Consider the following 25379-nt stretch of genomic DNA (forward strand, 5'->3'; position numbering starts at 1 on the left):
TTAAGAGCTACAGGCGCATCGGCATCACGACGTAGGAGGAGTCGTCGTTGTCGGCCTCCTGAACCAGCGCACTGCTGTTGGCATCGGAGAGAATCAGGCGCACCTGCTCGGTGGTCATCACGCCGAGCACGTCCAGCAGATAGCTGACGTTGAAGCCGATCTCCAGGGCGCTGCCGTTATAGTCGACGGCGATTTCCTCCTCGGCCTCTTCCTGCTCCGGGTTGTTGGCCTGGATCTTCAGCAGGCCCGCGGCCAACTGCAGGCGGATGCCCCGATACTTCTCGTTGGACAGAATCGCAGTGCGGCTGAAGGCCTCACGCAGCCCCTGGCGGTCGGCCACCACCAGCTTGTCACCGCCGCGCGGCAACACGCGCTCGTAGTCCGGGAACTTGCCGTCTACCAGCTTGGAGGTGAAGGTGAACTCGCCGGTGGTGGCGCGGATATGGTTCTGCCCGAGCACCACGCTGACGCTGCCATCCTGCTCGGTGAGCAGACGCGCCAACTCCAGAATTCCCTTGCGCGGCACGATGACCTGGTGACGCTCGACCTGCTCGATCGCCGCCTCCATGGAGCACATCGCCAGACGATGACCGTCGGTTGCCACCGCGCGCAGCACGCCGCTCTGCACCTCCAGAAGCATGCCGTTGAGGTAATAGCGCACGTCCTGCTGGGCCATGGCGAAGCTGGTCCGCTCGATCAGGCGGCGCAGCTTGCTCTGCACCAGGCTGAAGGTCAGCGAACCCGGACCTTCCTCGACCGTGGGGAAATCGTTGGCCGGCAGGGTGGACAGGGTGAACCGGCTGCGGCCAGCCTTGACCAGCAGCTTCTGCTCGTCGACCCGAATGTCGATCAACGCATCGCTCGGCAGGCTCTTGCAGATATCCATCAGCTTGCGCGCCGGCACGGTGATCTCGCCCGGTTCGGCGGCATCTTCCAGGGTGACCCGGCCGACCAGTTCGACTTCCAGGTCGGTGCCGGTCAGCGAAAGCTGCTGGCCTTCGACGACCAGCAACACGTTGGACAATACCGGCAAGGTCTGGCGACGTTCCACGACGCCGGCGACCAGTTGCAGCGGTTTCAACAGGGCTTCTCGTTGAATGGTGAAATGCATGGTCTAGTCCCTTGCCTAGTGGAAATGCGTAATTAAGTGGTCAGTGTACGCAGCAGATTCTTGTAGTCCTCGCGGATATCCGCGTCGGATTCCCTAAGTTCAGCAATCTTACGGCATGCGTGCAATACAGTGGTGTGATCGCGGCCGCCGAAGGCATCGCCGATCTCCGGCAGGCTGTGGTTGGTCAGCTCCTTCGACAGCGCCATGGCCACCTGTCGTGGGCGTGCCACCGAACGCGAGCGGCGCTTGGACAGCAGGTCGGAAATCTTGATCTTGTAATACTCGGCCACCGTGCGCTGGATGTTGTCGATGCTGACCAGCTTGTCCTGCAGGGCCAGCAGATCCTTCAGCGATTCACGGATCAGCTCGATGGTGATGTCCCGGCCCATGAAGTGGGAATGGGCGATCACCCGCTTCAGCGCCCCTTCCAGTTCGCGCACATTGGAACGGATGCGCTGGGCGATGAAGAACGCGGCGTCATGCGGCAGGTCGACCTTGGCCTGGTCGGCCTTCTTCATCAGGATGGCCACCCGGGTTTCCAGCTCGGGCGGTTCCACCGCGACGGTCAGGCCCCAGCCGAAGCGCGACTTCAAACGTTCCTCGAGCCCTTCGATCTCCTTCGGGTAGCGATCGCTGGTGAGGATCACCTGCTGACCGCCTTCGAGCAGGGCGTTGAAGGTATGGAAGAACTCCTCCTGGGAGCGCTCCTTCTTGGCGAAGAACTGGATGTCATCGATCAGCAGGGCATCCACCGAGCGGTAGAAACGCTTGAACTCGTTGATCGCGTTGAGCTGCAACGCCTTGACCATGTCGGCGACGAAGCGCTCCGAGTGCAGGTAGACCACCTTGGCATTGGGGTTCTTGGCCAGCAAATGGTTACCCACCGCATGCATCAGGTGGGTCTTGCCCAGACCCACGCCGCCGTAAAGGAACAATGGGTTGTAGCCGTGCTTCGGATTATCGGCAACCTGCCAGGCCGCCGCTCGGGCCAGCTGGTTGGACTTGCCCTCGACGAAGTTATCGAAGGTGAAGGTGCGGTTCAGGTAGCTGGTGTGCTTGAGCGCCCCCTCGACCTGCACCGTGCGCTCGCTGCGTACCGGCTGCTGGACCGCCGTGGACTGCGCCATGCTATCGAACTTCGCCCGCGACGGCGGCTCGACTGCCGCTGGATTGACCGGCGGCGGATTGACCGGCACAGGGCTGGCCGCCACTGCGCTGGCTGGCTGCCGAATGCTGGCGCCGCCCGCCGCAACTCGTGGAGCCGCGGAGCGCTTGCTACCTATTAATAAGGAAAGCGCCGGCACCAGGCCGTTGGTCCGTTCTGCCAACAGCTCGAGCAGACGGCCCAGGTACTTCTCATTGACCCAATCGAGCACGAAACGGTTCGGTGCATAGACACGAAGCTCGTCGCCTTCGGCTTCGACCTGCAGTGGACGGATCCAGGTGTTGAATTGCTGAGCAGGCAGTTCATCGCGCAGAAGCTCCACGCACTGCTGCCAAAGTTCCACGGACACGGATATCCCCTAAGTCGTAAGGCGGTGAGGCAAAAACAGCGCCCATTGTAGCCGCCGGGGCACGAGTTATCCACATGAAAGCGTCGAGCGAGTCAACCAAATCAGGCGCTTGCGCCCGTTCCTGGAAAAGTAAAACACGCTCCTGAAGTCTGTGGATAACCGCAACGGAAACCAGCGGACAACCCCAGGGATAACCCATGGTATAAGTCGCCTGTGGATAACCAGGCATTCCACCCCCAGCTTATCCGCGCCAAACGCACAGGCCCAGCACCGTTTTCTGACAGACTTACTCCAGCGCGAAGCCCGCTAATCCAGGGGCTTAGAAGCGCTTATCCACAGATGACGGGTGTCCTAATCATTACAAACACTTCTAAACATCTTTAAATATTCTCTTCTTTATATTTCTTCTGATCGGAAGAAAGCCTGGTTGGAAATTGACCTGCCCCCCGGCTTTCTCTACAATCGCCGGTCTCTTAAAACCGGGGCCATTCCGGCCCGTCGACGACCACCAGGTACCGCACCATGAAACGCACTTTCCAACCCAGCACCATCAAGCGCGCTCGCACCCACGGCTTCCGTGCCCGTATGGCCACCAAGAACGGTCGCGCAGTCCTGTCGCGTCGTCGCGCCAAAGGCCGCAAGCGTCTGGCCGTCTAAGCATTCTGTCTTGTGGTGAGTCGAGGCTTCGGTCGGGAAAAGCGTCTGCTAACTCCCCGCCAGTTCAAGGCAGTCTTCGACTCCCCCAGCGGCAAGGCTCCGGGCAGAAATGTCCTGCTGCTCGCGCGCAACAACGAGCTCGATCATCCCCGTCTGGGTCTGGTGATCGGCAAGAAGAGCGTCAAGCTCGCGGTTGAGCGCAATCGCCTGAAACGCCAGATCCGCGAATCGTTCCGCCTCAACCAGGACAACCTGGCAGGCTGGGACATCGTGGTGGTTGCGCGTAAAGGCTTGGGCGATCTGCAGAATGCCGAACTGGCTCAACAGTTCGGCAAGCTCTGGAAGCGTCTGGCACGCAACCAACCCGGCCAGCAGGCCAATGCCCAACCCGGGGTGAACGACGGTCCCCATGCGTAAACTGGCTTTAGCTTCAATCCAGTTCTACCGCTACGCCATTAGCCCGCTGATGGCCAACCACTGTCGTTTCTATCCCAGCTGTTCTTGCTACGCGCAGGAAGCCATCGAGCATCATGGTCTTCTGCGTGGTGGCTGGCTGACCCTGCGTCGGCTCGGTCGCTGTCACCCGTGGAATCCCGGTGGCTACGACCCGGTACCCCTCTCGAATACCTCCCGTTCCTCTTCGATGGCCGAATAATCATGGATATTCAACGCACGATCCTGATCGTCGCCCTGGCAATCGTGTCCTATATGATGGTTCTCCAGTGGAACCAGGACTACGGCCAAGCTGCCCTGCCGACTCAGACCGCCACATCCAGCAGCAGCGTACCGGGCCTGCCGGAAACGGCTGCGGCCACCAGCAGTGACGACGTGCCGACGGCTGGCACCGAGGTCAGCGAACCGAGCGTGATCAGCAGCCCGGTCAGCGAAGAGCTGATCCGGGTCAAGACCGACGTGCTGGACCTGTCCATCGACCCGCGCGGCGGTGACGTGGTGCAGCTGCATCTGCTGCAGTACCCGCGTCGCCAGGATCGCCCGGATGTCCCGTTTCAGCTGTTCGACAACGGCGGCGAGCGCCTGTACCTGGCCCAGAGCGGCCTGACCGGCGCCAACGGCCCCGATGCGCGCGCCAGCGGCCGACCGCTGTACAACAGCGAGCAGCGCGAGTACCGCATGGCGGAGGATCAGGACCAGCTGGTCGTAGAACTGCAGTTCAGCGAAGCCGGGGTCAACTACACCAAGCGCTTCACCTTTGAACGCGGCCAGTACGACCTGAACGTCAGCTATCTGATCGATAACCAGAGTGCCCAGGCCTGGACCGGCAACCTGTTCGCCCAGCTCAAGCGCGACGACAGCGGTGACCCATCCTCGAGCACCGCTACCGGCACCGCCACCTACCTGGGTGCCGCGCTCTGGACCAAGGAAAAGCCCTACACCAAGGTGTCGACGGGCGACATGGACGACAAGAACCTGCGCGAAACGGTGACCGGCGGCTGGATCGCCTGGCTGCAGCACTATTTCGTCACCGCCTGGGTCCCGGCGAAGGACAGCACCAACCTGGTGCAGACCCGCAAGGACAGTCAAGGTAACTACATCATCGGCTTCACCGGCCCGGCGTTGAACGTCCCGGCCGGCGCCAGTGCCGAGACCAGCGCGATCCTCTACGCCGGCCCGAAGACCCAGGAAAACCTCGAGGCGTTGTCGCCGGGCCTGGACCTGACCGTCGACTACGGCATCCTCTGGTTCCTCGCCAAGCCGATCTTCTGGCTGCTCGGCCATATCCATGACCTGCTGGGCAACTGGGGCTGGTCGATCATCGTCCTGACCATCATCATCAAGCTGGCGTTCTTCCCGCTGTCGGCCGCCAGCTACAAGTCGATGGCGCGCATGCGTGCGGTATCGCCCAAGCTGCAGGCGCTGAAGGAGCAGTTTGGCGACGACCGCCAGAAGATGTCCCAGGCGATGATGGAGCTGTACAAGAAGGAAAAGATCAATCCGCTGGGCGGCTGCCTGCCGATCCTGGTGCAGATGCCGGTTTTCCTGGCCCTCTACTGGGTGCTCCTGGAAAGCGTGGAAATGCGCCAGGCCCCTTGGATGCTGTGGATCACCGACCTGTCGATCAAGGACCCCTTCTTCATCCTGCCGATCATCATGGGCGCCACCATGTTCATCCAGCAGCAGCTCAACCCGACGCCGCCGGATCCGATGCAGGCCAGGGTGATGAAGATGATGCCGATCATCTTCACCTTCTTCTTCCTCTGGTTCCCCGCCGGTCTGGTGCTGTACTGGGTGGTCAACAACGTCCTGTCGATCGGCCAGCAGTGGTACATTACCCGCAAGATCGAAGCCGCGAGCAAGGCCGCTGCCGCCTGACCGCCCCAGCTTCTGAGCGCTAAACAAGACGCCCCCGCAGTGGGGCGTCTTGCTATCCAGCATTCGGAGTCCAGCATGCAAACAGCCCGTGAAACCATTGCCGCCGTCGCCACCGCTCAAGGACGGGGCGGAGTCGGCATCGTGCGCGTCTCCGGCCCGCTGGCGGAGCAGATCGCCCTGACCATCTGCCAACGCCAGCTGCAGCCGCGCTATGCCCACTACGGCGCGTTCTACGCCGGCCCCGAGCAACTGATCGACGAAGGCCTGGCGCTGTACTTTCCGGGCCCGAACTCCTTTACCGGTGAGGATGTACTCGAACTGCAGGGACATGGCGGCCCCGTGGTGCTGGACCTGCTGCTGCGTCGCTGCGTGGAACTCGGCGCGCGCCTGGCCCGGCCCGGCGAGTTCAGCGAACGGGCCTTCCTCAACGACAAACTCGACCTGGCCCAGGCCGAGGCCATCGCCGATCTGATCGAGGCCAGCTCCGAACAGGCCGCGCGCAACGCCCTGCGCTCGCTGCAAGGGGAGTTTTCCCGGCGCATCCACGCCCTCACCGAACGCCTGATCCAGCTGCGCATCTATGTCGAGGCCGCCATCGACTTCCCCGAGGAGGAAATCGACTTCCTCGCCGACGGTCATGTCCTGGCGCTGTTGCAGGGCGTGCGCGAAGACTTATCCACAGTACTGCGCGAGGCCGGTCAGGGTGCGTTGCTGCGCGACGGCATGACCGTGGTGATCGCCGGCCGGCCCAACGCCGGCAAGTCGAGCCTGCTCAACGCCCTGGCCGGCCGCGAGGCGGCCATCGTCACCGAGATCGCCGGCACCACCCGCGACGTGCTGCGCGAACACATCCACATCGACGGCATGCCCCTGCACGTGGTCGATACCGCCGGCCTGCGGGATACCGAGGACCAAGTCGAACGGATCGGCGTGGAGCGCGCGCTGAAGGCCATAGCCGAGGCCGACCGGATACTGCTGATGGTCGATGCCACCGCACCGGAGGCTGCCGACCCCTTCGCCCTCTGGCCGGAGTTTCTCGATCGCCGCCCGGATCCGGCCAGGGTCACCCTGATCCGCAACAAGGCCGACCTGTCTGGCGAACCGGTGGCGCTGGACGTCTGCGACGACGGCCATGTGACCCTCAGCCTGTCGGCCAAGTCCGGTACCGGCCTGGAACTGCTACGCGACCACCTGAAGGCCTGCATGGGCTATGAGCAGACCGCAGAGAGCGGCTTCAGTGCCCGCCGCCGCCACCTCGAGGCCCTGCGTCAGGCCGCCGCCAGTCTCGATCACGGCCACGCCCAACTGACCCTGGCCGGGGCCGGGGAACTGCTGGCCGAAGACCTGCGCCAGGCTCAGCACGCCCTTGGCGAGATCACCGGGGCCTTCAGCTCGGACGAGCTGCTCGGACGGATCTTCTCCAGCTTCTGCATCGGCAAATAGCGCCCCCAGCGCTTCGCCAGGCGTCACCATCCAATCCTTTTCCCCACTGCGGCGCTTTTGCGTCGCAGGGCTTTTGCCTGCGCGCGAGTCGCCGAAACGGCAATCCACAGGCCACCTAAGCCCTGTGGAAAACTGCCCTTGAGCCCGGTCGATAACCCGGTCACAAAACTGAGGACAAACCGGCCTGTGTATAACTATCACTTTGATCCACAGGTTGAGCCCAGCTCTCCCACCGCCTGCTGACCGGAATGGCACAGTCTTATACATCGCTCAATACAGCGTGCGACTAAGCCTGGCGCCATCTATCCACAGAAAAGCTCTTCATAAGTAATAAACATAAAAACAAAGCTTTATAAAAATTCATTCATATATTCTTTATTAACCGACCCGATTCCTCTCCCCCGCCGGGTTGGCTATTTTTTGTGCAAAAGGCTTCTTTCAGCCCGGCTAACTGCCTATACTTGCCGGCTTTCCAGCTTTTCGACCCAAAAGCCCCCCAAATTCTCAACAGGCACGAGGTGCGTGGTGGATTTCCCTTCCCGTTTTCAGGTGATAGTCATCGGCGGCGGCCATGCCGGTACCGAGGCGGCGCTGGCCGCGGCGCGCATGGGCGTGAAAACCCTGCTGCTGACCCACAACGTGGAAACCCTCGGGCAGATGAGCTGCAACCCGGCCATCGGCGGCATCGGCAAGAGCCACCTGGTCAAGGAAATCGACGCCCTCGGCGGGGCCATGGCCCAAGCCACCGACCGCGGTGGCATCCAGTTTCGCGTGCTCAACAGCCGCAAGGGCCCGGCGGTGCGCGCTACCCGTGCCCAAGCCGACCGCGTGCTGTACAAGGCGGCCATTCGCGAAACGCTGGAAAACCAGGCCAACCTGTGGATATTTCAACAGGCGGCGGACGACCTCATCGTCGAGCAGGATGAGGTCAAGGGCGTAGTTACCCAGATGGGCCTGCGTTTTCTCGCCGATTCGGTGGTTTTGACTACCGGAACCTTCCTCGGCGGACTTATCCACATCGGCATGCAGAACTATTCCGGCGGCCGCGCCGGCGATCCACCCTCGATCGCCCTGGCCCGACGCTTGCGCGAATTGCCGCTGCGGGTCGGTCGTCTGAAGACCGGCACCCCGCCGCGCATCGACGGCCGCAGCGTGGACTTCTCGGTGATGACCGAACAGCCCGGCGATACCCCGACGCCGCTGATGTCCTTCCTCGGCAAGGCGCAACAGCAGCCGCGGCAGATCAGCTGCTGGATCACCCATACCAATGCGCGCACCCACGAGATCATCGCCGCCAACCTCGATCGCTCGCCGATGTACTCCGGCATGATCGAAGGCATCGGGCCGCGCTACTGCCCGTCGATCGAAGACAAGATCCACCGCTTCGCCGACAAGGACAGCCACCAGGTGTTCATCGAGCCCGAGGGCCTGACCACCCACGAGCTGTACCCCAACGGTATCTCCACCTCGCTGCCGTTCGACGTGCAGCTGCAGGTGGTGCGCTCCATCCGCGGCATGGAGAACGCCCATATCGTCCGTCCTGGCTACGCCATCGAGTACGACTATTTCGATCCCCGCGACCTCAAGTACAGCCTGGAGACCAAGGTGATCGGCGGACTGTTCTTCGCCGGCCAGATCAACGGCACCACCGGCTACGAAGAAGCCGGTGCCCAGGGCCTGCTGGCCGGCGCCAACGCCGCGCTACGGGCCCAGGGCAAGGACAGCTGGTGTCCACGACGCGACGAGGCCTACCTCGGCGTGCTGGTCGACGACCTGATCACCCTGGGCACCCAGGAGCCCTACCGCATGTTCACCTCGCGCGCCGAGTACCGGCTGATCCTGCGCGAGGACAACGCCGACCTGCGCCTGACCGCCAAGGGCCGTGAGCTTGGCCTGGTGGACGACGAGCGCTGGGCCGCCTTCGACGCCAAGCGCGAAGGCATTGCCCGGGAAGAACAGCGCCTGAAGAGCACCTGGGTGCGGCCGAGCACCCCCCAGGGCGAGGCCATCGCCGCGCGCTTCGGTACCCCGCTGAGCCACGAATACAACCTGCTCAACCTGCTCAGCCGCCCGGAAATCGATTACGCCGGTCTGGTCGAGCTGACCGGCGGCGGCGCCGAAGATCCGCAGGTCGCCGAGCAGGTGGAGATCAAGACCAAGTACGCCGGCTATATCGACCGTCAGCAGGAAGAAATCGCCCGGCTGCGCGCCAGCGAAGACGTGCAACTGCCGGCCGACATCGACTACTCGAGCATTTCCGGCCTGTCCAAGGAGATCCAGCACAAGCTCGGTGAGACCCGGCCGCAGACCCTCGGTCAGGCTTCGCGGATCCCCGGGGTGACTCCGGCGGCGATCTCGTTGCTGCTGATCCACCTGAAGAAACGCAACGCCGGCCGCCAGTTGGAGCACAATGCCTGATGCAAGTGGTCACCCATCGCCATGCCGAAGAACTGGCCCAGGGCGCCCGCGAGCTAGGCGTCGAACTGTCCGCGGCGCAGCAGGAGCAACTGCTCGCCTACCTGGCCCTGCTGATCAAGTGGAACAAGGCCTACAACCTCACCGCCGTGCGCGATCCCGATGAAATGGTCTCGCGTCACCTGCTCGACAGCCTCAGCGTGGTGCCCTTCGTCGCCGAGGCCGGGGACAGCTGGCTGGATGTCGGCAGTGGCGGCGGCATGCCGGGCATTCCCCTGGCCATCCTGTTTCCTGAGCGCCGCTTCACCCTGCTCGACTCCAATGGCAAGAAGACCCGCTTCCTCACCCAGGTGAAGCTCGAGCTCAAGCTAGCCAACCTGGAAGTTATCCACAGCCGGGTGGAGGCCTACCGGCCGCAGCAGCCATTCGCCGGTATCTGTTCGCGGGCCTTCAGCGCTTTGGAAGATTTCGCCAACTGGACCCGCCACCTCGGCGACGAGCAGACCCGCTGGCTGGCGATGAAGGGCGTGCACCCGGACGACGAGTTGCAGGCATTGCCGCAGGACTTCCGTCTCGCCGCCACCGAGGTGCTCAAGGTTCCCGGTTGCCAAGGTCAGCGCCATCTGTTGATACTGCGGCGCTCGGTCTAGGGGGAACGGCAGATGGCTAAAGTATTCGCAATCGCTAACCAGAAAGGCGGCGTGGGCAAGACCACCACCTGCATCAATCTGGCCGCCTCGCTGGTGGCGACCAAGCGCCGCGTGCTGCTGATCGACCTCGACCCCCAGGGCAACGCCACCATGGGCAGCGGCGTGGACAAGCACGGTCTGGAGCACTCGATCTACGACGTGCTGATCGGCGAATGCGATGTGGCCGAGGCCATGCAGCTCTCCGAGCACGGCGGCTACCAGCTGCTGCCGGCCAACCGCGACCTGACCGCCGCCGAGGTTGCGCTGCTGGAAATGAAGATGAAGGAGAGTCGCCTGCGCTACGCCCTGGCGCCGATCCGCGAGAACTACGACTACATCCTCATCGACTGCCCGCCGGCGCTGTCCATGCTCACGGTCAACGCCCTGGTCGCCGCCGATGGGGTGATCATCCCCATGCAGTGCGAGTACTACGCCCTAGAGGGGCTCAGCGACCTGGTCAACAGTATCCAGCGCATCGCCCAGATGCTCAATCCGAGCCTGAAGATCGAAGGCCTGCTGCGCACCATGTACGACCCGCGCATCAGCCTGACCAACGACGTTTCGGCGCAGCTCAAGGATCACTTCGCCGACCAGCTGTACCAGACCGTGATCCCGCGCAATGTGCGCCTGGCCGAAGCGCCGAGCTTCGGCATGCCGGCGCTGGTATACGACAAGCAATCCCGTGGAGCCATCGCCTACCTGGCCTTGGCCGGCGAACTGGTTCGCCGTCAGCGCGCCAGCGCCCACACCGCAACCGCATAAGGAATTCCGCATGGCCGCCAAGAAACGAGGGCTAGGACGAGGCCTGGACGCCCTGCTGGGGGGGACCAGCGTCAACGCCTTGCAGGAGGAAGCCGTCCGGGCCGACAGCCAGGAGCTGCAGCACCTGCCGTTGGACCTGATCCAGCGCGGCAAGTACCAGCCGCGTCGCGACATGGACCCCACTGCCCTGGAGGAACTGGCCCAGTCGATCAAGGCCCAGGGTGTGATGCAGCCGATCGTGGTGCGGCCGATCGATGGCGGACGCTACGAGATTGTCGCCGGCGAACGCCGCTGGCGCGCCTGCCACCAGGCCGGGCTGGAGCGGATTCCGGCGATGGTCCGCGAGCTGCCGGACGAGGCCGCCATCGCCATGGCGCTGATCGAGAACATTCAGCGCGAAGACCTCAACCCGATCGAGGAAGCCGTGGCCCTGCAGCGCCTGCAGCAGGAGTTCCAACTGACCCAGCAGCAAGTGGCCGAGGCCGTCGGCAAGTCGCGCGTGACCATCACCAACCTGCTGCGCCTGATTGCCCTGCCGGAAGAGATCAAGACCCTGCTCGCCCACGGCGATCTGGAGATGGGCCACGCCCGTGCGTTGCTGGGCCTGCCCGCCGAGCAGCAGGTCGCCGGGGCGCGACATGTTGTCGCACGCGGACTCACCGTGCGCCAGACCGAGGCACTGGTCAGGCAGTGGCTGAACACCCAGGAAAAAACTGTCGAGAAGGTCAAGCCCGATCCGGACATCAGCCGCCTCGAACAGCGTCTGGCTGAACGCCTGGGCTCGCCGGTGCAGATCAAGCATGGGCAGAAGGGCAAGGGACAACTGGTTATCCGCTACAACTCGCTCGACGAGTTGCAAGGTGTGCTGGCCCACATTCGCTGAAACATTTGCAGGTGTAACGAGTAGTCGGAAATCACTGCCGAAGGTTGAATGGGGGGGGAACCACCCCTATACTCTGCGCGCATTTCGTCGGCACAAAGTATGCCAAGTCATTGATTGTTTTGGCGCTGACGCCAGAGGTCCGCTTCCAGGAACAGAACACGATGGATGCTCGCACGCCGAATCGCCTGCCCTTCCATCGTCTACCGGTAATCCCGGTGCTGGTGGCGCAACTGGTCGTCGCATCGCTCGCCGCTGCCGTGTTGTGGCAATGGCGTGGCCCGGTGGCCGGTTACTCTGGGCTGTTAGGTGGCCTGATTGCCTGGCTGCCGAACCTGTATTTTGCCCACAAGGCGTTCCGGTTTGCCGGGGCTCGGGCGGCTCAAGCCATCGTCCGGTCGTTTTATGCCGGTGAGGCGGGCAAATTGATTCTGACGGCAGTGCTGTTTGCGCTGACGTTCGCAGGCGTGAAGCCATTGGAAGCGCTGGCGGTATTCGGCGTGTTCCTCCTGACCCAGGTGGTCAACTGGTTCGCGCCCCTGCTGTTGAAAACAAGACTTTTTAGACCTTAGGGCGTTTGAGGCAAACATGGCAGAACAAACCGCTTCGGGCTATATCCAGCACCACCTGCAAAACCTGACCTTCGGTCAGCACCCGGTGAACGGCTGGAGCTTTGCCCACACCGCACAGGAAGCCAAAGAAATGGGTTTCTGGGCCTTCCACGTGGATACCCTCGGCTGGTCCGTCGTCTTGGGCCTGCTGTTTGTCCTGTTGTTCCGTATGGCGGCCAAGCGGGCGACCAGCGGTCAACCCGGCGGCCTGCAGAACTTCGTCGAAGTGCTGGTGGAGTTCGTCGACAACAGCGTCAAGGAAACCTTCCACGGGCGTAACCCGCTGATTGCCCCTCTGGCTCTGACCATCTTCGTCTGGGTCTTCCTGATGAACTTCATGGACTTGATCCCGGTCGACTGGCTGCCGATGGCCGCCGCCAAGATCTCGGGTGACAGCCACCTGTTCTTCCGCGTGGTGCCGACCACCGACCCGAATGCCACCCTGGGCCTGGCGTTCTCGGTGTTCGCCTTGATCATCTTTTACAGCATCAAGGTCAAGGGTATCGGCGGCTTCCTCGGCGAACTGACTCTGCACCCGTTCGGCAGCAAGAACGTGCTGGTCCAGGCTCTGCTGGTGCCGGTCAACTTCTTGCTCGAGTTCGTGACCCTGATCGCCAAGCCGATTTCCTTGGCCTTGCGTCTGTTCGGCAACCTCTACGCCGGCGAATTGATCTTCATCCTGATCGCCGTGGTGTTCAGCGCCGGCTGGCTGCTGGGTGCCTTCGGTATCGTCCTGCACTGGGCCTGGGCTGTGTTCCACATCCTGATCATCACCCTGCAGGCGTTCATCTTCATGATGCTGACCATCGTCTATCTGTCGATGGCGCACGAAGACAACCACTAATAGCGCTTAGGCCCCCGCAGCCAGCTCCCGAATGGGAGGCGGCTGCAGGGCCGGTGATGTCGGTGGAAGCCCGCGAGGGCATGCTGCAAACGATTTAGCTTTACCGCTCTACCTTAGAAACCTTAACCAATACGACATAAAAGTCGGGAGGAAAAATGGAAACTGTAGTTGGTCTGACCGCGATCGCTGTTGCTCTGCTGATTGGCCTGGGTGCCCTGGGTACCGCCATTGGCTTCGGCCTGCTGGGCGGCAAGTTCCTGGAAGGCGCTGCGCGTCAGCCGGAAATGGTTCCGATGCTGCAAGTGAAAATGTTCATCGTCGCCGGTCTGCTCGACGCCGTGACCATGATCGGTGTTGGTATCGCACTGTTCTTCACCTTCGCGAACCCCTTCGTTGGTCAAATTGCAGGCTAATCACTCGATCTCTCGAGTGATTTGGTTTGACGGACAACGAACGAGCGAGGTGTTGGCGTGAACATTAATGCAACCCTGATTGGCCAGTCCGTTGCCTTCTTCATCTTCGTGCTGTTCTGCATGAAGTACGTGTGGCCTCCGGTCATTACGGCTTTGCAGGAGCGTCAGAAGAAGATTGCAGATGGACTGGACGCTGCCAACCGTGCGGCTCGTGACCTGGAGTTGGCCCATGAAAAAGTGGCCCAACAACTGCGCGAAGCCAAAACCCAGGCAGCCGAGATCATCGAGCAGGCCAAGAAACGCGGTACCCAGATCGTCGACGAAGCCCGTGAACAGGCCCGTGTCGAAGCTGACCGCGTGAAGGCTCAGGCTCAGGCCGAGATCGAACAGGAACTGAACAGTGTCAAAGACGCCTTGCGCGCCCAAGTGGGCAGCCTGGCGGTCAGCGGCGCCGAGAAGATCCTGAGCGTATCCATCGACCAAAACGCGCATGCGGAGCTGGTTAACAAACTGGCAGCCGAAATTTAAGCGAGGGCGCGATCATGGCAGAACTGACCACGCTGGCCCGACCTTACGCTAAGGCTGCCTTCGAGTACGCCCAGGCCCACCTGCAGCTGGCCAATTGGTCAGCCATGCTCGGCCTGGCGTCTGCAGTGTCGCAAGACGACACCCTGCAGCGCGTGCTCAAGGCCCCGCGTCTGACGAGTACAGAAAAGGCCACCACCTTTATCGAGGTGTGTGGTGACAAGTTCGACGCCCAGGTACGCAATTTCATCCACGTCCTAGCCGAAAACGATCGCCTGGCCCTGTTGCCGGAGATCGTCGAGCTGTTCGAGCTTTACAAGGCCGAGCAGGAGAAGACGGTTGACGTGGATGTCACCAGTGCCTTCGCATTGAGCGATGAACAGCAAGACAAACTCGCCAAGGTTCTCAGTGCACGGCTCGGCCGAGAAGTGCGTCTGCACGCCGCGGAGGACGCCGCCCTGATCGGTGGTGTCGTCATTCGCGCCGGCGACCTGGTTATCGATGGCTCAGTTCGCGGCAAGATCGCGAAGCTGGCCGAAGCATTGAAATCTTGAGTTTGAAGGGGCAGCAGAGCTATGCAGCAACTCAATCCTTCCGAAATTAGTGAAATCATCAAGGGACGTATCGAGAAACTCGACGTCTCTTCCCAAGCCCGCAACGAAGGCACCGTCGTCAGCGTTTCCGACGGCATCGTGCGCATTCACGGTCTCGCCGATGTGATGTACGGCGAAATGATCGAGTTCCCGGGCGGCGTCTTCGGCATGGCACTGAACCTGGAGCAGGACTCCGTCGGTGCCGTTGTGTTGGGTGCTTACACCAGCCTGGCCGAAGGCATGAGCGCCAAGTGCACCGGTCGCATCCTGGAAGTTCCGGTTGGTCCGGAACTGCTGGGCCGTGTGGTCGATGCCCTGGGCAACCCGATCGACGGCAAAGGCCCGCTCAACAACGTCGCCACCGACGCGGTTGAAAAGGTTGCACCGGGCGTGATCTGGCGTAAGTCGGTCGACCAGCCGGTACAGACCGGTTACAAGTCGGTTGACGCCATGATCCCGGTAGGCCGTGGCCAGCGTGAGCTGATCATCGGTGACCGTCAGATCGGTAAGACCGCCCTGGCCGTCGACGCCATCATCAACCAGAAAGACAGCGGCATCCGCTGCGTCTATGTGGCCATCGGTCAGAAGCAGTCGACCATCGCCAACGTGGTACGCAAGCTGGAAGAGAACGGCGCCCTGGCCAACACCATCGTCGTGGCCGCCTCCGCTTCCGAATCCGCTGCACTGCAGTTCATCGCACCGTACGCCGGTTGCACCATGGGCGAGTACTTCCGCGACCGCGGCGAAGACGCGCTGATCGTGTATGACGATCTGTCCAAGCAGGCCGTGGCCTACCGCCAGATCTCCCTGCTGCTGCGTCGTCCGCCAGGCCGTGAAGCCTACCCGGGTGACGTGTTCTATCTCCACAGCCGTCTGCTGGAGCGCGCCTCGCGCGTTTCCGAAGAGTATGTCGAGAAGTTCACCAACGGCGAAGTGAAAGGCAAGACCGGTTCCCTGACCGCCCTGCCGATCATCGAAACCCAGGCTGGCGACGTTTCCGCGTTCGTTCCGACCAACGTGATCTCGATCACCGACGGTCAGATCTTCCTGGAATCGGCCATGTTCAACTCGGGTATCCGTCCGGCCGTCAACGCCGGTATCTCGGTATCCCGCGTCGGTGGTGCAGCCCAGACCAAGATCATCAAGAAGCTCTCCGGTGGTATCCGTACCGCCCTGGCTCAGTACCGTGAACTGGCGGCCTTCGCCCAGTTCGCTTCTGACCTGGACGAAGCCACCCGCAAGCAGCTCGAGCATGGTCAGCGCGTCACCGAGCTGATGAAGCAGAAGCAGTACGCGCCGATGTCCATCGCTGACATGTCGCTGTCGCTGTATGCCGCCGACCGTGGTTTCCTGCGGGACATCGAAGTCGCCAAAGTCGGCGCTTTCGAGCAGGCCCTGATCGCTTACTTCAACCGGGATCACGCCGCTCTGCTGGCGAAGATCAACGAGAAGGGTGACTTCAACGACGACATCGATGCCCAGCTCAAAGCCGGTATCGAGAAGTTCAAGGCCACCCAAACCTGGTAAGCCGCAGCGGGGGCCTCGGGGCCCCCGCCTGCTAACCCGATAGGTGTCAAATGGCAGGCGCAAAAGAGATTCGCAGCAAGATTGCGAGCATCAAAAGCACGCAGAAGATCACCAGCGCCATGGAAAAGGTGGCGGTCAGCAAAATGCGCAGGGCTCAACAGCGCATGGCGTCGAGCCGTCCCTATGCGGAGCGTATCCGCCAGGTCATCGGTCATCTGGCCAACGCCAACCCGGAGTACCGGCACCCGTTCATGATCGACCGCGAAATCAAGCGCGTCGGTTATGTGGTGGTGAGTTCGGACCGGGGTCTGTGCGGTGGCCTGAATACCAACCTGTTCAAGGCTCTGGTCAAGGACATGGCGAGCAATCGCGAGCGCGGCGTGGAGATCGATCTCTGCGTGATTGGCAGCAAGGGTGCGGCTTTCTTCCGCAACTTTGGTGGCAACGTAGTCGCTGCGATCAGCCACCTGGGCGAAGAACCGTCGATCAATGATCTGATCGGCAGCGTCAAGGTGATGCTCGATGCGTACCTCGAGGGTCGCATCGACCGTTTGTCCGTGGTCTCGAACAAGTTCATCAATACCATGACGCAACAGCCGACAGTGGAGCAGTTGATTCCGCTGGTGGCGACTCCGGATGAAGAACTCAAGCACCACTGGGACTACCTGTACGAACCCGACGCCAAGGAGCTGCTGGACGGCTTGATGGTGCGTTACGTGGAGTCGCAGGTGTACCAGGCGGTGGTCGAGAACAACGCGGCCGAGCAGGCTGCGCGGATGATCGCGATGAAGAACGCCACCGACAACGCCGGTGACCTGATCAGCGATTTGCAGCTGATCTACAACAAGGCGCGTCAGGCAGCGATCACCCAAGAGATTTCGGAAATCGTCGGCGGCGCTGCCGCGGTTTAAGAACGGTTCAAATATTCAGAGGAACCAAAGATGAGTAGCGGACGTATCGTTCAAATCATCGGCGCCGTTATCGACGTGGAATTCCCGCGTGATCAGGTGCCGAGTGTTTATGAAGCGTTGAAAGTAGTCGGCGCTGAAACCACCCTGGAAGTTCAGCAGCAGCTGGGCGACGGCGTGGTACGTACCATTGCGATGGGTTCGACCGAAGGCCTCAAGCGTGGCCTGGACGTCGGCAGCACTGGCAAGGCCATCTCCGTACCGGTCGGTAAAGCGACCCTGGGCCGGATCATGGACGTGCTGGGCAACCCGATCGACGAAGCCGGTCCGATCGGCGAAGAAGAGCAGTGGGAAATCCACCGTCCTGCGCCGTCCTATGCCGAGCAGGCAGGCTCCAACGAGCTGCTGGAAACCGGCATCAAGGTTATCGACCTGGTTTGCCCGTTCGCCAAGGGTGGTAAGGTCGGTCTGTTCGGTGGTGCCGGTGTCGGCAAGACCGTAAACATGATGGAACTGATCCGTAACATCGCCATCGAGCACAGCGGTTATTCCGTGTTCGCTGGTGTGGGTGAGCGTACTCGTGAGGGTAACGACTTCTACCACGAGATGAAGGATTCCAACGTTCTCGACAAGGTAGCCCTGGTCTACGGTCAGATGAACGAGCCGCCAGGCAACCGTCTGCGCGTGGCACTGACCGGCCTGACCATGGCCGAGAAGTTCCGTGACGAAGGCCGTGACGTACTGTTGTTCGTCGACAACATCTACCGTTACACCCTGGCCGGTACCGAAGTATCCGCACTGCTCGGCCGTATGCCGTCGGCGGTGGGTTACCAGCCGACCCTGGCCGAGGAAATGGGCGTCCTGCAGGAGCGCATCACCTCCACCAAGAAGGGCTCGATCACCTCGATCCAGGCGGTATACGTACCGGCGGACGACCTGACCGACCCGAGCCCGGCGACCACCTTCGCCCACCTGGACGCCACCGTGGTACTGTCCCGTGACATCGCCTCGCTGGGTATCTACCCGGCCGTCGATCCGCTGGACTCCACCAGCCGTCAGCTCGACCCGCTGGTGATCGGCCAGGAGCACTACGACACCGCTCGCGGCGTGCAGTACGTGCTGCAGCGTTACAAGGAACTGAAGGACATCATCGCGATCCTCGGCATGGACGAACTGTCCGAAGCGGATAAGCAACTGGTATCCCGCGCCCGTAAGATCCAGCGCTTCCTGTCCCAGCCGTTCTTCGTGGCCGAGGTCTTCACCGGCTCGCCAGGCAAGTACGTCTCCCTGAAGGACACCATCGCTGGTTTCAGCGGTATCCTGAAAGGCGACTACGACCACCTGCCGGAGCAGGCGTTCTACATGGTCGGCGGCATCGAAGAAGCCATCGAGAAAGCGAAGAAACTGTAATCACCCCATGCGCCTGGCAACGGGCGCATCAGGCTGTGGATAAAGTGTTATCCACAGCCTGTAATGTGAGGCAAGCGTATGGCTATGACAGTCCATTGCGATATCGTCAGCGCAGAAGCGGAAATCTTCTCCGGTCTGGTGGAGATGGTGATCGCGCACGGCAACCTGGGTGATCTTGGTATCGCTCCGGGCCACGCGCCGCTGATCACCGACCTCAAGCCGGGCCCGATCCGTGTGGTAAAGCAGGGTGGCGAAGAGGAGGTGTATTACATCTCCGGCGGCTTCCTGGAAGTGCAGCCGAACATGGTCAAGGTTCTCGCCGACACCGTGCAGCGCGCCGCCGACCTGGACGAAGCCTCTGCCCTGGAAGCCGTCAAGGCGGCCGAGAAGGCTTTGCACGAACAGGGTGCCGAGTTCGACTACGGCTCCGCCGCAGCACGTCTGGCCGAGGCCGCAGCTCAGCTGCGCACCGTCCAGCAGCTGCGCAAGAAGTTCGGCGGCAGCTGATTCCGCCAGGCTTCATCGCAAGTCAGTAAAAGGGTAGCCTTGGCTACCCTTTTTCTTTTCCGTCATTCCTGGATCAGCCCCGCCCATGTCTCTCGATATCGTCATCCTCGCCGCTGGCCAAGGCACCCGCATGCGTTCCGCCTTGCCGAAAGTCCTGCATCCGGTCGCCGGCAAGTCCATGCTCGGCCACGTCATCGACACCGCGCGGGCGCTGTCGCCGCAGGGCATCCATGTGGTGATCGGCCATGGCGCCGAGACCGTGCGTGAGCGCCTGGCGGCGGACGACCTGAACTTCGTCCTGCAGCGCGAACAACTCGGCACCGGCCATGCGGTGGCCCAGGCGCTGCCGGCGTTGTCCGCCGAGCGGGTGCTGATCCTCTACGGCGACGTACCGCTGATCGAGCAGGCCACCCTGGAGCGTCTGCTGCAGAAGGTCGGCGACGATCAGTTGGCCCTGCTCACCGTCGACCTCAACGACCCCACCGGCTACGGCCGCATCGTTCGCGACGCCAGCGGCGCGGTGCAGGCGATCGTCGAGCACAAGGACGCCACGCCCGAGCAGCGGCAGATCTGCGAAGGCAACACCGGCATTGTCGCGGTCCCCGGTGCGCGCCTGGGCGAATGGCTGGGGCGGTTGTCCAACAGCAATGCCCAGGGCGAGTACTACCTGACCGACGTGATCGCCATGGCGGTCGCCGACGGTCTGCCGGTGGCCACCGAGCAGCCGTTGGACGCGATGGAGGTGCAGGGCGCCAACGACCGCATCCAGCTGGCCGAGCTGGAGCGTCACTACCAGCGGCGCGCCGCGCGCCAGCTGATGGCCCAGGGCGTGACCCTGCGCGACCCGGCGCGTTTCGACCTGCGCGGCGAGGTCACGGTCGGTCGCGACGTGCTAGTCGACATCAACGTGATTCTCGAAGGCCGGGTGGCGATCGAAGACGGTGTTGAGATTGGGCCGAACTGCGTGATCAAGGACAGCGTTCTGCGCAGGGGCTCGATCGTCAAGGCCAACAGCCACCTGGACGGCGCCGAGCTTGGCGAGGGTGCCGACTGCGGACCCTTCGCCCGCCTGCGTCCAGGCGCCATCCTCGGCGCCAGGGCCCATGTCGGCAACTTCGTCGAGCTGAAGAACGCCGTGCTGGGTGAGGGCGCCAAGGCCGGTCACCTGAGCTATCTGGGCGATGCGGAGATCGGCGCGCGCAGCAACATCGGCGCCGGCACCATCACCTGCAACTACGACGGCGCCAACAAGTTCCGCACCCTGATGGGCGAGGACGTGTTCATCGGTTCCAACAGCGCCCTGGTGGCCCCGGTTTCCCTCGGCGATCGTGCCACCACCGGCGCCGGTTCGGTGATCACCGGCGACGTGCCGGCCGACAGCCTCGCGGTGGGCCGGGCCAAGCAACGCAATATCGACGGCTGGAAGCGACCGACCAAGCGCAAGGGCTGAGTGCCGGAGGAGGCAAGGATGCCGTTACGCAAAGCATGGGTAGGGGTGGCGGCTGCGCTGCTGTGGGCTGGTCTGCCGGAATGGCCCCGAATTCCGGTGGAGGGTGCCGGCCCCCGGGACTGGAACGCGCAGACCTTCTGGTACGAACCCTGGGGCCGCTCCGGTGTGCACAAGGGCATCGATATCTTCGCCAAGCCCGGCACCGCGGTACGTTCTGCCAGCTATGGGGTGGTGCTGTACCGTGGTGAGCTCGAGCGCGGCGGCAAGGTGATCCTCGCCCTCGGGCCGAAGTGGCACATTCACTACTATGCGCATCTGCAAGCCTATGACGTCTATCCTGGGCAGCCGCTGCTTGGTGGCACTTACCTGGGCAGGGTCGGCGACAGCGGCAATGCGCGGGGTAAGCCTGCGCATCTGCACTATTCAGTGGTCAGCCTGCTGCCGTTGCCATGGCGAATGGACGATACGACCCAGGGTTGGAAGAAGATGTTCTACCTCGACCCCAACCAGGTCCTGTCGCGCGTCGAACGATGACCCGGCCCGGGATTCCGCCATTTGCCCATCTCGAGCTTGACGCAAAAGCTTCGTTAGGTTTTGATTCGCGCCATTAACTTTCGAATCGAAACTTATCCATGTCGAAGCGCAACACCCCGCAGCGTCGCCACGCCATCCTCGCCCTGCTCGCCGAGCAGGGCGAGGTCAGTGTCGACGAGCTGGCCAGAGCCTTCGCCACCTCGGAGGTGACCATCCGCAAGGATCTCGCCGCCCTGGAGAAGAACGGCCTGCTGCTGCGCCGCTATGGCGGTGCGGTGCCGATGCCCCAGGAGCTCATAGGCGAGGGCGGTCAGCCGGTCTCCCGCTACAAGCAGGCCATCGCCCGCGCCGGCGTGGCGCGTATTCGCGAGCACGCGCGGATCATCATCGACAGTGGCACCACCACCGCGGCGATGATTCCCGAGCTGGGACACAAGCCCGGTCTGGTGGTGATGACCAACTCGCTGAACGTGGCCAACGCCCTGCGCGATCTCGAGCATGAGCCGGTGCTGCTGATGACCGGGGGAACCTGGGACCCCCATTCCGAGTCCTTTCAGGGACAGGTCGCCGAGCAGGTGCTGCGCTCCTATGATTTCGACCAGCTGTTCATCGGCGCCGACGGCATCGACCTGGTACGGGGCACCACTACCTTCAACGAACTGCTGGGGCTTTCGCGGGTCATGGCCGAGGTCGCCCGCGAGGTCATCGTCATGGTCGAGAGCGACAAGATCGGCCGCAAGATTCCCAACCTGGAGCTGCCCTGGAGCAGCGTCCATACCCTGATCACCGACGAGCGCCTCGCTGCCGAGGCCCGTGAACAACTATTGGCGCGCGGGATCAAGCTGATCTGCGCAGCCGTGGAAGGCTAAGGAGAGAACACTATGTGTGGCATCGTAGGCGCCGTCGCCGAACGCAACATCACCGCCGTGCTGGTCGAGGGCCTCAAGCGCCTGGAATACCGTGGCTATGACAGCGCCGGCGTGGCGTTGCTCAACGATCAGGGCCAGCTCGAGCGCCGCCGCCGGGTGGGCAAGGTCAGCGAGCTGGAGCAGGCGCTGGCCGCCGAGCCCCTGGCCGGTCGCCTGGGCATCGCCCACACCCGCTGGGCCACTCATGGGGCGCCGAGCGAGAAGAATGCCCACCCGCACTTCTCCGGCAGCGAGCTGGCGGTGGTGCACAACGGTATCATCGAGAATCACGAGGAGCTGCGTGCCCAGCTCAAGGGCCTGGGCTATGTGTTCAGCTCGGACACCGACACCGAGGTCATCGTCCACCTGCTCGACCACAAGCTGAAGAGCCAGCCGGACCTCACCGCGGCGCTCAAGGACGCGGTCAAGGACCTGCACGGCGCCTACGGCCTGGCGGTCATCAGTGCCAAGCAGCCGGACCGCCTGCTCGCCGCCCGCAGTGGCAGCCCCCTGGTGATCGGCCTGGGCCTGGGCGAGAATTTCCTGGCCTCCGACCAGCTTGCGCTGCGCCAGGTGACCGACCGCTTCATGTACCTGGAAGAGGGCGACATCGCCGAGATCCGCCGCGATTCGGTGCAGATCTGGACGGTCGATGGCCAGCCGGTGCAGCGCGAGAGCGTGCAGTACCACGAGGGCGCCGAGGCGGCCGACAAGGGCGAATACCGCCACTTCATGCTCAAGGAAATCCACGAGCAGCCCAAGGTGGTGCAGCGCACCCTGGAAGGCCGCCTGGCCGCCGATCATGTGCTGACCCAGGCCTTCGGTCCCCAGGCCGCCGAGCTGTTCGCCAAGGTGCGCAATGTGCAGATCGTCGCCTGCGGCACCAGCTACCACGCCGGCATGGTCGCCCGTTACTGGCTCGAGGCGCTGGCCGGCGTGCCCTGCCAGATCGAGGTGGCCAGCGAGTTCCGCTACCGCAAGGTGGTGGTGCAGCCCGACACGCTGTTCGTCAGCATCTCCCAGTCCGGCGAGACGGCCGATACCCTGGCCGCGCTGCGCAACGCCAAGGGCCTGAGCCCGGAGCAGGGTGGCTACCTGGCCAGCCTGGCGATCTGCAACGTCGGCATCAGTTCCCTGGTGCGCGAGTCCGACCTGACCCTGCTGACCCAGGCCGGACCGGAGATCGGCGTGGCCTCGACCAAGGCCTTCACCACCCAGCTGGTGGCCCTGCTGCTGCTGACCCTGGCCCTGGGCCGGGTGCGTGGCACCCTCGATCCGCAGCTGGAGGCCGAGCTGGTCGAAGAGCTGCGTCGCCTGCCGACCCGGCTCGGCGAAGCCCTGGCCATGGACACGGTGGTGGAGAAGGTTTCCGAACACTTCGCCGAGAAGCACCACACGCTGTTCCTCGGCCGCGGCGCGCAGTACCCGGTGGCCATGGAGGGGGCGCTCAAGCTCAAGGAGATCAGCTACATCCACGCCGAAGCCTACCCGGCCGGCGAACTCAAGCACGGCCCGTTGGCGCTGGTCGACAGTGACATGCCGGTGGTCACGGTGGCGCCGAATGACGAACTGCTGGAGAAGCTCAAGTCCAACCTGCAGGAAGTGCGTGCGCGCGGCGGCGAGCTGATCGTCTTCGCCGATGAACAGGCGGGCATGAGCAATGGCGAGGGCACCCATGTGGTGAACATGCCGCACATCCACGAGGTGCTGGCGCCGATCCTCTACACCATTCCGCTGCAGCTGCTGTCGTACCACGTCGCCGTGCTCAAGGGCACCGACGTCGACCAGCCGCGCAACCTGGCGAAAAGCGTGACGGTGGAGTAGGGCGAGTCGACTGAGGGGCTGTCGAACGTCGAGGACGGCCAGCCGGCTGGAGTAGGAGAGTTATCGTTAGCACTGGCCGAGCACAGTCTTCCGCGGTTTCATTCCACCGGGATGCGCTCGGTTTGCTCAGGAAGGTTGTCGAACCCAGGTGATGGGCAACTCATCGGTCGTTTCAGACGTCATTCCGATGAGTTGCGCCGTCATCAGCGGTCGAAGCCGGCTTATTTGACTCCCATACGGCGCAGGGCCGCAGGTTGGAACTCGCTCTTGGACGTTCTGACACCAAACTGGATGGGATGCTGGGCATCTACCAGCAGTCCGTAGATCAGGTAGCGCGCGCTGTTCAGGTCGTAAATCGCCTCCCCGGCATACCAGGGCACGTCGGCGTAATGGAACTGCACGTGGAACCCCTCGGAGAATCGCCACAGCTCGCCGCGGTTGTCGTATTGCTCGGCCAGGGCGATCTGCCAGGTGTCCTCATCGAGGTAGAACACGCGCTTGCTGTAGATGTGGCGCATGCCGGGCTTGAGTTTGCCGACTACCTTCCACACCCGGTGCTTCTCGTAGCGGGTCAGGTTCTGGTTGACATGACCCTTGCCGGCGACATCGGCGACCGTAAGCGATTGGTCGGTCAGGCGGAAGTTGTTGTAGGGAATGTAGATTTCCTCTTTGCCTTCCAGCGTCCAGTCGTAGCGATCCGGCGAGCCGATATACATGTCGGCGTTATCCGAAGTGCGCAGACCGTCCGCCGCAGTGCCGGGGCCGTCGTAGGCAACCTGCGGTGCGCGCCGCACCCGGCGCTGACCGGCGTTGTACATCCAGGCCAGGCGCGGCTGTTCCACCTGATTGACGGTTTCATGAACCAGCAGGATGCTGCCGGCCAGGCGCGACGGGGCGAGTACGGCCTGGCGGGCGAAGAACAGGACGTTCTTGTCATCGACCTCGTCATAGCCATCGAGTTTTTCCGGCCAGGCGGCTTCCTCCTTGATCCTGACTTCGCTGAATCTGCCATTGGCCTGGGTGATGACCTGCAACTGATCGCGGACCAGGCTGCCCCCCCGGTAGCGCATGAAGTGGTTCCAGATGGCCTCGACACCACTCTTCGGCTCGGGGAAGGGGTAGTAGCCCCTGTAGCCCTCCACCCCGTTGCTGTCGGCGCTCAACTTTGCGTGGCGCGCGTTGTACCTGGCGGCCTCCAGCACGGACTCAGGTAGCGCAGCCGTACGGTGGGTCGGATAGACATCGATAAAGTAGCTGTCCGGGTAGCGCTGCAGCATGGCGATCTGGCCATCGGTCAGATGACCCTTATGCGCCTGGTAGTTTTCCGGGGTAATGCGCAGCAGCGAGGACTCGTTGGCAAACGGATCGGACAGTTCGGCGCCGGCTACTTTGAGTCCACCGTTCCAGGCGGGGATCGAGCCGTCGGCGTTAGCCGCTACTTCAGCGCCCAGCGCGGTCAGTTCCTGCCCATGAGCAGCCCCAGTGCCGAGCAACAGCAAAGCAAGCAAGATTGTATTTTTCAT

General features: G+C 62.8%; 25 protein-coding genes. 22 read left to right on the plus strand and 3 right to left on the minus strand.

The features are described 5' to 3' along the window. Positions 1-7: 7 nt before the first annotated feature. On the minus strand, positions 8-1111 hold the full coding sequence (gene dnaN / locus ACSX1D_RS21235; protein WP_208707650.1) for a DNA polymerase III subunit beta: 1104 nt from the start codon (positions 1109-1111) through the stop codon (positions 8-10). 32 nt (positions 1112-1143) lie between these two features. Next, entirely contained in the window at positions 1144-2625 is a 1482-nt protein-coding gene (dnaA, locus tag ACSX1D_RS21240; RefSeq protein WP_208707651.1) for a chromosomal replication initiator protein DnaA, read from the minus strand. Positions 2626-3147: 522 nt separating this feature from the next. Here dnaA and rpmH point away from each other — a divergent pair. From rpmH to glmS, 22 genes are all read left to right on the plus strand, one after another. Then, entirely contained in the window at positions 3148-3282 is a 135-nt protein-coding gene (rpmH, locus tag ACSX1D_RS21245; RefSeq protein WP_002551315.1) for a 50S ribosomal protein L34, read from the plus strand. Between the two features lie 12 nt (positions 3283-3294). Then, positions 3295-3699, plus strand: a complete 405-nt coding sequence (gene rnpA, locus ACSX1D_RS21250) for a ribonuclease P protein component (protein WP_218281506.1) — start codon at positions 3295-3297, stop codon at positions 3697-3699. Next, positions 3692-3937 carry a membrane protein insertion efficiency factor YidD gene (gene yidD, locus ACSX1D_RS21255; RefSeq protein WP_208707653.1) on the plus strand — a complete coding sequence of 82 codons (246 nt, stop codon included), beginning with the start codon at positions 3692-3694 and terminating at the stop codon, positions 3935-3937. The genes rnpA and yidD overlap by 8 nt, the downstream gene beginning before the upstream one ends. Before the next feature lie 2 nt (positions 3938-3939). Beyond that, the gene (gene yidC / locus ACSX1D_RS21260; protein ID WP_439860330.1) at positions 3940-5613 is read left to right on the plus strand and encodes a membrane protein insertase YidC; all 1674 of its coding nucleotides are present in this window, start codon (positions 3940-3942) and stop codon (positions 5611-5613) included. Between the two features lie 75 nt (positions 5614-5688). Next, positions 5689-7056, plus strand: coding sequence for a tRNA uridine-5-carboxymethylaminomethyl(34) synthesis GTPase MnmE (gene mnmE / locus ACSX1D_RS21265; protein ID WP_439860331.1), 1368 nt, complete (start codon positions 5689-5691; stop codon positions 7054-7056). 525 nt (positions 7057-7581) lie between these two features. Then, positions 7582-9474, plus strand: coding sequence for a tRNA uridine-5-carboxymethylaminomethyl(34) synthesis enzyme MnmG (mnmG, locus tag ACSX1D_RS21270; RefSeq protein ID WP_439860332.1), 1893 nt, complete (start codon positions 7582-7584; stop codon positions 9472-9474). Continuing rightward, entirely contained in the window at positions 9474-10121 is a 648-nt protein-coding gene (gene rsmG / locus ACSX1D_RS21275) for a 16S rRNA (guanine(527)-N(7))-methyltransferase RsmG (protein WP_439860333.1), read from the plus strand. Before mnmG ends, rsmG begins: the two co-directional genes overlap by 1 nt. 12 nt (positions 10122-10133) lie before the next feature. Then, positions 10134-10922, plus strand: coding sequence for a ParA family protein (locus ACSX1D_RS21280; protein ID WP_208707658.1), 789 nt, complete (start codon positions 10134-10136; stop codon positions 10920-10922). A gap of 10 nt (positions 10923-10932) precedes the next feature. Further along, positions 10933-11805: a ParB/RepB/Spo0J family partition protein gene (locus ACSX1D_RS21285; RefSeq protein WP_208707659.1), complete on the plus strand. Its 873-nt coding sequence runs from the start codon at positions 10933-10935 to the stop codon at positions 11803-11805. A 161-nt stretch (positions 11806-11966) separates the two neighbouring features. Next, positions 11967-12374 carry a F0F1 ATP synthase subunit I gene (locus tag ACSX1D_RS21290; protein WP_439860334.1) on the plus strand — a complete coding sequence of 136 codons (408 nt, stop codon included), beginning with the start codon at positions 11967-11969 and terminating at the stop codon, positions 12372-12374. 16 nt (positions 12375-12390) lie between these two features. Then, positions 12391-13257, plus strand: coding sequence for a F0F1 ATP synthase subunit A (atpB, locus tag ACSX1D_RS21295; RefSeq protein ID WP_439860335.1), 867 nt, complete (start codon positions 12391-12393; stop codon positions 13255-13257). A 155-nt stretch (positions 13258-13412) separates the two neighbouring features. Then, positions 13413-13670, plus strand: a complete 258-nt coding sequence (atpE, locus tag ACSX1D_RS21300) for a F0F1 ATP synthase subunit C (protein WP_003097235.1) — start codon at positions 13413-13415, stop codon at positions 13668-13670. A 57-nt stretch (positions 13671-13727) separates the two neighbouring features. Beyond that, a complete protein-coding gene (locus ACSX1D_RS21305; protein ID WP_439860336.1) occupies positions 13728-14198 on the plus strand; it encodes a F0F1 ATP synthase subunit B in 471 nt (156 codons plus the stop codon). 14 nt (positions 14199-14212) lie between these two features. After that, positions 14213-14749, plus strand: a complete 537-nt coding sequence (locus ACSX1D_RS21310; protein ID WP_439860337.1) for a F0F1 ATP synthase subunit delta — start codon at positions 14213-14215, stop codon at positions 14747-14749. Positions 14750-14770: 21 nt separating this feature from the next. Then, a complete protein-coding gene (gene atpA / locus ACSX1D_RS21315) occupies positions 14771-16315 on the plus strand; it encodes a F0F1 ATP synthase subunit alpha (protein ID WP_208707664.1) in 1545 nt (514 codons plus the stop codon). A gap of 50 nt (positions 16316-16365) precedes the next feature. Beyond that, entirely contained in the window at positions 16366-17226 is an 861-nt protein-coding gene (gene atpG, locus ACSX1D_RS21320; protein WP_208707665.1) for a F0F1 ATP synthase subunit gamma, read from the plus strand. A 30-nt stretch (positions 17227-17256) separates the two neighbouring features. Further along, positions 17257-18633, plus strand: coding sequence for a F0F1 ATP synthase subunit beta (atpD, locus tag ACSX1D_RS21325; protein WP_208707666.1), 1377 nt, complete (start codon positions 17257-17259; stop codon positions 18631-18633). 78 nt (positions 18634-18711) lie between these two features. Then, complete coding sequence (locus ACSX1D_RS21330) at positions 18712-19140, plus strand: F0F1 ATP synthase subunit epsilon (RefSeq protein WP_208707667.1); 429 nt, start codon at positions 18712-18714, stop codon at positions 19138-19140. A gap of 85 nt (positions 19141-19225) precedes the next feature. After that, positions 19226-20590 (plus strand): bifunctional UDP-N-acetylglucosamine diphosphorylase/glucosamine-1-phosphate N-acetyltransferase GlmU, encoded by a 1365-nt coding sequence (gene glmU, locus ACSX1D_RS21335; protein WP_439860338.1) that lies wholly within the window; start codon positions 19226-19228, stop codon positions 20588-20590. An 18-nt stretch (positions 20591-20608) separates the two neighbouring features. After that, positions 20609-21124 (plus strand): M23 family metallopeptidase, encoded by a 516-nt coding sequence (locus ACSX1D_RS21340; protein WP_439860339.1) that lies wholly within the window; start codon positions 20609-20611, stop codon positions 21122-21124. Between the two features lie 98 nt (positions 21125-21222). After that, complete coding sequence (locus ACSX1D_RS21345) at positions 21223-21993, plus strand: DeoR/GlpR family DNA-binding transcription regulator (protein WP_439860340.1); 771 nt, start codon at positions 21223-21225, stop codon at positions 21991-21993. 12 nt (positions 21994-22005) lie between these two features. Then, positions 22006-23856 (plus strand): glutamine--fructose-6-phosphate transaminase (isomerizing), encoded by a 1851-nt coding sequence (gene glmS / locus ACSX1D_RS21350; RefSeq protein WP_439860341.1) that lies wholly within the window; start codon positions 22006-22008, stop codon positions 23854-23856. Between the two features lie 221 nt (positions 23857-24077). Here the strand turns inward: glmS and ACSX1D_RS21355 are convergent, their stop codons facing one another. Next, positions 24078-25379 (minus strand): DUF1329 domain-containing protein, encoded by a 1302-nt coding sequence (locus tag ACSX1D_RS21355; protein ID WP_439860342.1) that lies wholly within the window; start codon positions 25377-25379, stop codon positions 24078-24080.

This window comes from Pseudomonas sp. MBLB4136 (genome assembly GCF_051904765.1).
Taxonomy (GTDB): domain Bacteria; phylum Pseudomonadota; class Gammaproteobacteria; order Pseudomonadales; family Pseudomonadaceae; genus Aquipseudomonas.

What these genes read in the sequence shown, in the direction of transcription:
- dnaN (WP_208707650.1), bottom strand. Translation starts at nt 1,111, where the DNA reads ATGCATTTCACCATTCAACGAGAAGCCCTGTTGAAACCGCTGCAACTG.
- rpmH (WP_002551315.1), top strand. Translation starts at nt 3,148, where the DNA reads ATGAAACGCACTTTCCAACCCAGCACCATCAAGCGCGCTCGCACCCAC.
- yidD (WP_208707653.1), top strand. Translation starts at nt 3,692, where the DNA reads ATGCGTAAACTGGCTTTAGCTTCAATCCAGTTCTACCGCTACGCCATT.
- yidC (WP_439860330.1), top strand. Translation starts at nt 3,940, where the DNA reads ATGGATATTCAACGCACGATCCTGATCGTCGCCCTGGCAATCGTGTCC.
- mnmE (WP_439860331.1), top strand. Translation starts at nt 5,689, where the DNA reads ATGCAAACAGCCCGTGAAACCATTGCCGCCGTCGCCACCGCTCAAGGA.
- rsmG (WP_439860333.1), top strand. Translation starts at nt 9,474, where the DNA reads ATGCAAGTGGTCACCCATCGCCATGCCGAAGAACTGGCCCAGGGCGCC.
- ACSX1D_RS21280 (WP_208707658.1), top strand. Translation starts at nt 10,134, where the DNA reads ATGGCTAAAGTATTCGCAATCGCTAACCAGAAAGGCGGCGTGGGCAAG.
- ACSX1D_RS21285 (WP_208707659.1), top strand. Translation starts at nt 10,933, where the DNA reads ATGGCCGCCAAGAAACGAGGGCTAGGACGAGGCCTGGACGCCCTGCTG.
- ACSX1D_RS21290 (WP_439860334.1), top strand. Translation starts at nt 11,967, where the DNA reads ATGGATGCTCGCACGCCGAATCGCCTGCCCTTCCATCGTCTACCGGTA.
- atpB (WP_439860335.1), top strand. Translation starts at nt 12,391, where the DNA reads ATGGCAGAACAAACCGCTTCGGGCTATATCCAGCACCACCTGCAAAAC.
- atpE (WP_003097235.1), top strand. Translation starts at nt 13,413, where the DNA reads ATGGAAACTGTAGTTGGTCTGACCGCGATCGCTGTTGCTCTGCTGATT.
- ACSX1D_RS21310 (WP_439860337.1), top strand. Translation starts at nt 14,213, where the DNA reads ATGGCAGAACTGACCACGCTGGCCCGACCTTACGCTAAGGCTGCCTTC.
- atpA (WP_208707664.1), top strand. Translation starts at nt 14,771, where the DNA reads ATGCAGCAACTCAATCCTTCCGAAATTAGTGAAATCATCAAGGGACGT.
- atpG (WP_208707665.1), top strand. Translation starts at nt 16,366, where the DNA reads ATGGCAGGCGCAAAAGAGATTCGCAGCAAGATTGCGAGCATCAAAAGC.
- atpD (WP_208707666.1), top strand. Translation starts at nt 17,257, where the DNA reads ATGAGTAGCGGACGTATCGTTCAAATCATCGGCGCCGTTATCGACGTG.
- ACSX1D_RS21330 (WP_208707667.1), top strand. Translation starts at nt 18,712, where the DNA reads ATGGCTATGACAGTCCATTGCGATATCGTCAGCGCAGAAGCGGAAATC.
- glmU (WP_439860338.1), top strand. Translation starts at nt 19,226, where the DNA reads ATGTCTCTCGATATCGTCATCCTCGCCGCTGGCCAAGGCACCCGCATG.
- ACSX1D_RS21340 (WP_439860339.1), top strand. Translation starts at nt 20,609, where the DNA reads ATGCCGTTACGCAAAGCATGGGTAGGGGTGGCGGCTGCGCTGCTGTGG.
- ACSX1D_RS21345 (WP_439860340.1), top strand. Translation starts at nt 21,223, where the DNA reads ATGTCGAAGCGCAACACCCCGCAGCGTCGCCACGCCATCCTCGCCCTG.
- glmS (WP_439860341.1), top strand. Translation starts at nt 22,006, where the DNA reads ATGTGTGGCATCGTAGGCGCCGTCGCCGAACGCAACATCACCGCCGTG.
- ACSX1D_RS21355 (WP_439860342.1), bottom strand. Translation starts at nt 25,379, where the DNA reads ATGAAAAATACAATCTTGCTTGCTTTGCTGTTGCTCGGCACTGGGGCT.